Annotated in this window: 5 protein-coding genes and 1 pseudogene; 5 read left to right on the forward strand and 1 reads right to left on the reverse strand. The window is 41.6% G+C overall.

Annotated elements, in window-relative coordinates; translation table 11 throughout:
• Positions 1-377 precede the first annotated feature (377 nt).
• On the reverse strand, positions 378-1,049 hold the full coding sequence (locus Xhom_RS14620) for a recombinase family protein (RefSeq protein ID WP_244590784.1): 672 nt from the start codon (positions 1,047-1,049) through the stop codon (positions 378-380).
• A 125-nt stretch (positions 1,050-1,174) separates the two neighbouring features.
• On the opposite strand from Xhom_RS14620, the gene Xhom_RS36640 reads away from it, so the two are divergent.
• From Xhom_RS36640 to Xhom_RS14640, 5 genes and pseudogenes are all read left to right on the forward strand, one after another.
• Positions 1,175-1,741: a DUF4158 domain-containing protein gene (locus tag Xhom_RS36640; protein ID WP_069315042.1), complete on the forward strand. Its 567-nt coding sequence runs from the start codon at positions 1,175-1,177 to the stop codon at positions 1,739-1,741.
• A 36-nt stretch (positions 1,742-1,777) separates the two neighbouring features.
• Positions 1,778-2,392: a hypothetical protein gene (locus Xhom_RS36645; RefSeq protein WP_232326216.1), complete on the forward strand. Its 615-nt coding sequence runs from the start codon at positions 1,778-1,780 to the stop codon at positions 2,390-2,392.
• A complete protein-coding gene (locus Xhom_RS36650; RefSeq protein WP_232326215.1) occupies positions 2,319-4,211 on the forward strand; it encodes a transposase in 1,893 nt (630 codons plus the stop codon). The genes Xhom_RS36645 and Xhom_RS36650 overlap by 74 nt, the downstream gene beginning before the upstream one ends.
• 624 nt (positions 4,212-4,835) lie before the next feature.
• Positions 4,836-5,291 carry a hypothetical protein gene (locus Xhom_RS14635; RefSeq protein WP_145957461.1) on the forward strand — a complete coding sequence of 152 codons (456 nt, stop codon included), beginning with the start codon at positions 4,836-4,838 and terminating at the stop codon, positions 5,289-5,291.
• 15 nt (positions 5,292-5,306) lie between these two features.
• Positions 5,307-5,912, forward strand: a pseudogene (locus Xhom_RS14640) (DUF6973 domain-containing protein); the annotation flags it as partial.
• Positions 5,913-6,000: the final 88 nt, after the last annotated feature.

Consider the following 6,000-nt stretch of genomic DNA (forward strand, 5'->3'; position numbering starts at 1 on the left):
GTGCATTAATTCTAAGATAGTTTGTGCTTTTTCAGTACAGTGATATTAAAGAATGAGGACTCCCCACACGGGCGGGGCATTAATTGTAATTAGCCAGCCTTTTTTAGAGGGTTGCTTGCTCCAAGAAAGCCTAGAGCATTCCGGCATAGTGTGTACTTTGTCAGCACACCTAAATTGTTCAAAGAGCAGGTCAAGAATAATAACCTCCCGTTTAGGAGGGTGCCCTAACGCGTATTCAGGGCTGGCACTCACCAAATTTTTAAAAGGACTGCACATATATTATGTGCTTAATCGAATATAAGCTAGCACAGGGGTATTGCGTCCATTTCAGCGAAAAGTTCCACGATTACGCATAAATAAAAAATTAAATCATAATGTTATGTTTTTTTTGTATCTCTAATCGCTTTTGATACTCTGGATATTGTGTGTCTAGAGCAGCCAAGCCAATTGACGATATAACTATAGCTCTTCTGCCCTCTGAGAAGGTCTTCTATCTTTTGATGCAGTTTTTTATCCACCGGGCGGCCTTTGTATTTACCTTCCCGCTTGGCTTTCTTTACACCCTGAGCCTGACGGCGACGTCTGTCTTCGTAGTCCTTTCTGGCAATCGCCGCAAGCATATCAAGCATCATGCTGTTGAGCGCTGTAAGCATACGTTCAGTGAAATCGTCTGTATTTTTCATGAATTGGTAGCTGGTTGGAAGATCCAGAGAAACGACTTTCAGGCCCTTATGGTTAATCATATATTTCAGTTTTTCCCAGTCAGCTGTATTCAATCGACTGAGACGATCGACTTGTTCAACCAAGATCACATCGCCCGACATAGCAACATCAAGTAGACGAAATAATTCTGGACGATGAAGTTGGGCACCGGATTCATTTTCTTCGAACCAGCAAGTAACCTGAACTCCCAATCCACTTGCAAATTCAATCAGCTCATTTTTTGCCCTTGAAGCATCCTGTTCATCAGTCGATGCCCTCAGGTATCCGTAAATCCGCATATTGGTGTTCACCAGTGCACTATACATGGTGTTATTATTACGGTGCATTATACATCAGTCTGAGCTATTTTCTGCACTGAGTTTTAGTCAGTGCATTAAAGATACACCCTATCAGCACTCGCCGTGAACGTTTTTGACAACCTTTTTTGGTAAAAAGATCTATAAGGAAAAACTTGCAGCCGACGCGCCCAAGCCGGATACAAATTCTTAAAACCGATGAAATTGATGAGCTATATCGCCGCCCGGAATTCAGTCAGACAGGACGTGAAGAATATTTTGCCCTGAATGACACACTTCTTGAACACATCCACGCAATGGAGAAACTCGAAAACCGTATTTATTTCATTCTCTTTATTGGGTATTTCCGGGCTAAGCTAGTTATTCCCAAATTCCATTTGAAGGACGTCAGGCCGGATGTTCAGTATATTTGCCAGACCTACTTTTCAGGCGCAAAACCACGGTACACTGAGTTGGTCAAATCAACCCGATCCCGACTAATCAATCAGGTTCTGGCCTTGCTTAGTTTTGAGCAGCTAACACCCCCCATGACTGACAATCTGGTCTTACGTCTCCAGGACGTCGCAACCATCTATACTGATCCCCGATATATGTTCGATGAATGCATCGCATTCTTTAGTCAGCAGCGTATTGTCCTTCCGGCATACAGCACTATCCAGACGCTTGTTACCCGGACGCTCAGTGCCGAAAGAAAGCGAACCGAAGCCATTCTGTCCCGATAAATGTCGGAAAATACGGTTAACACCCTACAGAGCATCATGGCAGACAAAGGACTGCTTAACAGTCTGTCCGGATATAAGGGATCAGCCCGCAGCTTTTCGCCCTCAGAGCTGGAGCGTGAGCTGAATACGCACAGAACCATAAAAAGTATTTACCCTGAATTAAAATCTCTGCTTGAGGCTCTTCGATTATCCCGTGGAAACATGCTCTATTATGCCTCCGTTGTAAAGCACCGTTCAGTTTATAAAATCAGGCGAATGCCCAAGTGGCAGGGGCTGCTCTATCTGAGTTGTTATCTCTTTTTTCGATACAGGGAAAACAATGACAGGATGGTGACCGCATTTTGCCATCTTGTAACAAAACATCATGAATCCGCAAAAACGTTTTCCCAGCAAGAAGTCGCTGAAGAACTGGAAGTGGTCAGAAATAAGCTTAAGTATGCTGGCAACGTTCTGAACTTATTTGTTGATAATACACTCAGTGACAATGTTCCGTTTGGTGAAATTCGCAAGCAGGCATTTTCACTGATTGATGAAGCTGATATGAGAAAAATCAGCCAGCATCTTTATAAGGAGAATTTTGATCTGGTTGACTATCAATGCCCGCAGAACATCAAACTCTCTGCGCAAGCTGTTCAGGGCTATCGATATTGAGTGTTCCCCTGACCAGCCTCTGATGGCTGAGCAAGTAACCACTGCAAAAGCTGATCTGGACAAACACAAACGAATCACGTGTGTGACGCAGGAATTCATCCGTCCACGCGACCTGCGTTATCTTCTTGAGGGCGATGACGTCCATCTCCAGCAGTTTGAGTTCTATTTGTATCACCGGATTGATCATATGATCAACAGCGGCAGAATCTATGTGAGTGAGAGTAAAAAGAATAAACGTCTGGAAGATGACCTTATTCCGGTGGATGTCTGGATGACGGAAAAACCAGAGCTGATTGAAAAAACAGGACTTAATCGTCTTAGTGATCCCATTACCCAGACGCTGATGCAGTTGGAAATGAGGTTAAATACCTTGCTTGATCGCGTAACAGCTAACATTAATGCTGATGCCAATGATTTCGTAAAATGCCAGCCCCGCTCTAATCGTCTGACATGGAGTCTGGCGAACCGTCGCTGGAAAGCCGGTATTGACAACCCGGTTTACAGCCAGCTCAAGCACAAAGAGATTATTGAGATTATGAGTTACGTCAACCGCAAAACAGGTTATCTCAGCGCCCTTGAAAACTTGACAACCTATAAGAAAGAGTCAGAGGCACGGCAAGGCGATTTGATTGCCTGTATTTTCGGCAACGGAGCAAACTATGGCCTACATCGAATAGCCGCCGTTTCCGATCGCAGCGTAGGAGCACTCCGGGCTATCAATGATAGTTATATCCGGCCGGAAACGACCCATGCCGCCAATGATATTATTTCCAATGCGATCGCCCGCTTATCCATATTCAAGTATTACACCATCAATGAGGCCGCGCCTTTTGGCAGTATCGATGGACAAAAACACGGTTGCCGGATAAACACATTCAAGGCTCGCTTTTCTGCCAAGTATTTCCGCAAAGGTAAAGAGGTATCAGCATTATCGCTGGTCGTCAATCATGTTCCAATCAATACTACCGTGAACGCACCGAATGAGTTTGAGAGGCATTTTGCTTTTGACCTGCTCTATAACAACAGCAGTGATATCCAGCCGCTCTCGGTTTCGACGGATAATCATGGGATCAATAATGTCAATTTTACCTTGCTGGATATTTTCGGTTACCAGTTTGCCCCTCGTTATGCCAAGTTCAAAAAAATCTTTGAAGAATTGTTCGATATCACCTTGCTAAGTGAAAAACTCCATATTTCTTTGAAAAAACCGATAAAGCACAAGTTAATCATGGATGAATGGGAACATATCCAGCATATTGTTTGTTCATTGAGCCGCAAGGCAACCAATCAGAGTACCATGGTCAGAAAGCTGTCAAATGGCAAGAGAACTAACTCGACATTGTCTGCCCTACGTGAGTATGACAGGTTAGTTAAATGTATCTATTTGCTTGAATACGTGGACAATCAGACACTGAGACAGTTTGTACAACAGGCATTGAATCGGGGAGAAGCCTATCATCAGCTCAGAAGAGCCATCGCGTCTGTCAATGGAAATCAGTTTCGAGGTGGAAATGATTATCAGGTTGAACAATGGAACGATTGCGCCCGTCTGATCGCCAATTGCATTATCTACTACAATTCAGCCTTGTTATCCGGACTGGTAGAACGATTTGAAAAACAAAGTAACAGAGAGGCAATTGAAATACTGGCCAATCTCTCCCCAGTGGCCTGGAACCATATCCAGTTGGCAGGGAACTACATCTTCGCAGAACAAAACGACACATTCAGTCTTGACAGTCTGCTAGAAAATGTAGACCCACTGCTCGAATCAAAGATGGATGATAATGATGAGTATGATGATTACGAGGAAGCAGGCTGATTATTTTCATTCAACATTTTGAAATAGTTAGATAATTTTAACATCATGGAACTTTTCGCTGAATTGGGCGCAAACCCCCTAACATTCTACCTGATATTGGGTATGGTTCATATGCTAAGCCGAGTCAAACTCTAACGGATGGTGCCATCTATACACCAGGCGGAGGAATTAGCGCTCGTAATATGATTAATTCTTGGAAAAAAATGGAAAAGATGGAATATGTCCAGTTTGTTCAAGGAAACAGTGTCCTTTTATAGAGAAGTAAATAGAGAAGGCATTAGGAGCGTTGGATAAACATAGTAATAGTGAAACCAAGGCACTAATGACTTGTGATTACCATTTTAGTCAACCGTTGTTAAATATTAAAAATATGTTTAACTCTACGGCGCCTGTTATTATGGGTCATTTATCTATGCTTGAAGATAATAGATTTCATTCAACTTCGGATAATCTAAAAGGGCTTTTTGAAGATCGATGTTTACTAGATACTAGTATAGGCTCATTTAAGAGTTTATCATCTAATTATCAAACTACATTACAAATATTTGCTTATGGAAAGGAATCCAGGGAACCAGGGAACCAGGGAACCAAAAATATAATAACTTTTACCACCATATGGGTAGTGTGGAAGGCTCTGGAAGGAGTTCCCAATTTGGTAAAAGAGATATTAATTCAGCCATTAAAGAATTATATAACAATATGCTTCCTACAATGAAAAACTTTTTTGTGTTAGATGAATTTGTCAAGGAGTTCAATAAATCTGGTCAAATGAGCACATATGTAAAAAATATTGGTAAGTTAGCTACAGATTTTCTTGGAAGTGAATATCGCAATAACGACAATAAAGATATTGTCGAAAACCAATATGATTACTTCTCAGGAAGGAAAGCTGATTGGCAGCGAAACATACAGGAAGGCCTGTTTTTCCTTGGTAACATGGAAACAGCACTCACTATAGGGAAGCCAACTAGAGGAAGTACGAATATTACAAGTAGTGCAATACGTTTTGCAACGCAGGGAAAGCATAATATAAACCCTGCCGGAGTCCTCCAGGACAATTCCCGCATGGAGGGTAGCTAAGTTAATGCCTTTCGACATACACTATGGCAATCTGCAATTACCGCTAAATTCGGTGAGGAAACAGCCTCTCGTGTTGCTGATGCACATGAACGATATGGCACGTTAGATTTGAGTGTTCGCCACTTCAAAACGTCCGAATCTGCTGATGAAACGATTGATATGCTGAATAACCGAACAGGCCGACAAATTGGCGTGTCAAACGCAAATACGTCAATGAAAGAGCAGGCTAAAGTCGTGTTAAATCAGTTTTATAAAGAAGGTCTCTACGTTGCCAAAGAGAATGCATCTGGCTTTTCAGTAGTGAAAGAGAAGATTACAGATGAGCAGTTTTCTTATATGAATAGTCAATATGATAGAGGCGATAATGCAGGTTTTTCACCCGAACAGTTAGCCAATGGGGAGAGAAAAGAATCAAGTATCAAGAATCAAGAATCAAGAATCAAGAATCAAGAATCAAGAATCAAGAATCAAGTATCAAGTATCAAGTATCAAGTATCAAGTATCAAGTATCAAGTATCAAGTATCAAGTATCAAGTATCAAGTATCAAGTATCAAGTATCAAGTATCAAGTATCAAGTATCAAGTATCAAGTATCAAGTATCAAGTATCAAGTATCAATGATAACGACATTCAAAATAATGTAAATTTAAGCTCGGCTTTTTCGGTTGGAATGTATACGCAATTAAGTTCGATACTACCTCCGACAAAA

It is taken from the genome of Xenorhabdus hominickii, from assembly GCF_002632725.1.
Lineage (GTDB): Bacteria > Pseudomonadota > Gammaproteobacteria > Enterobacterales > Enterobacteriaceae > Xenorhabdus > Xenorhabdus hominickii.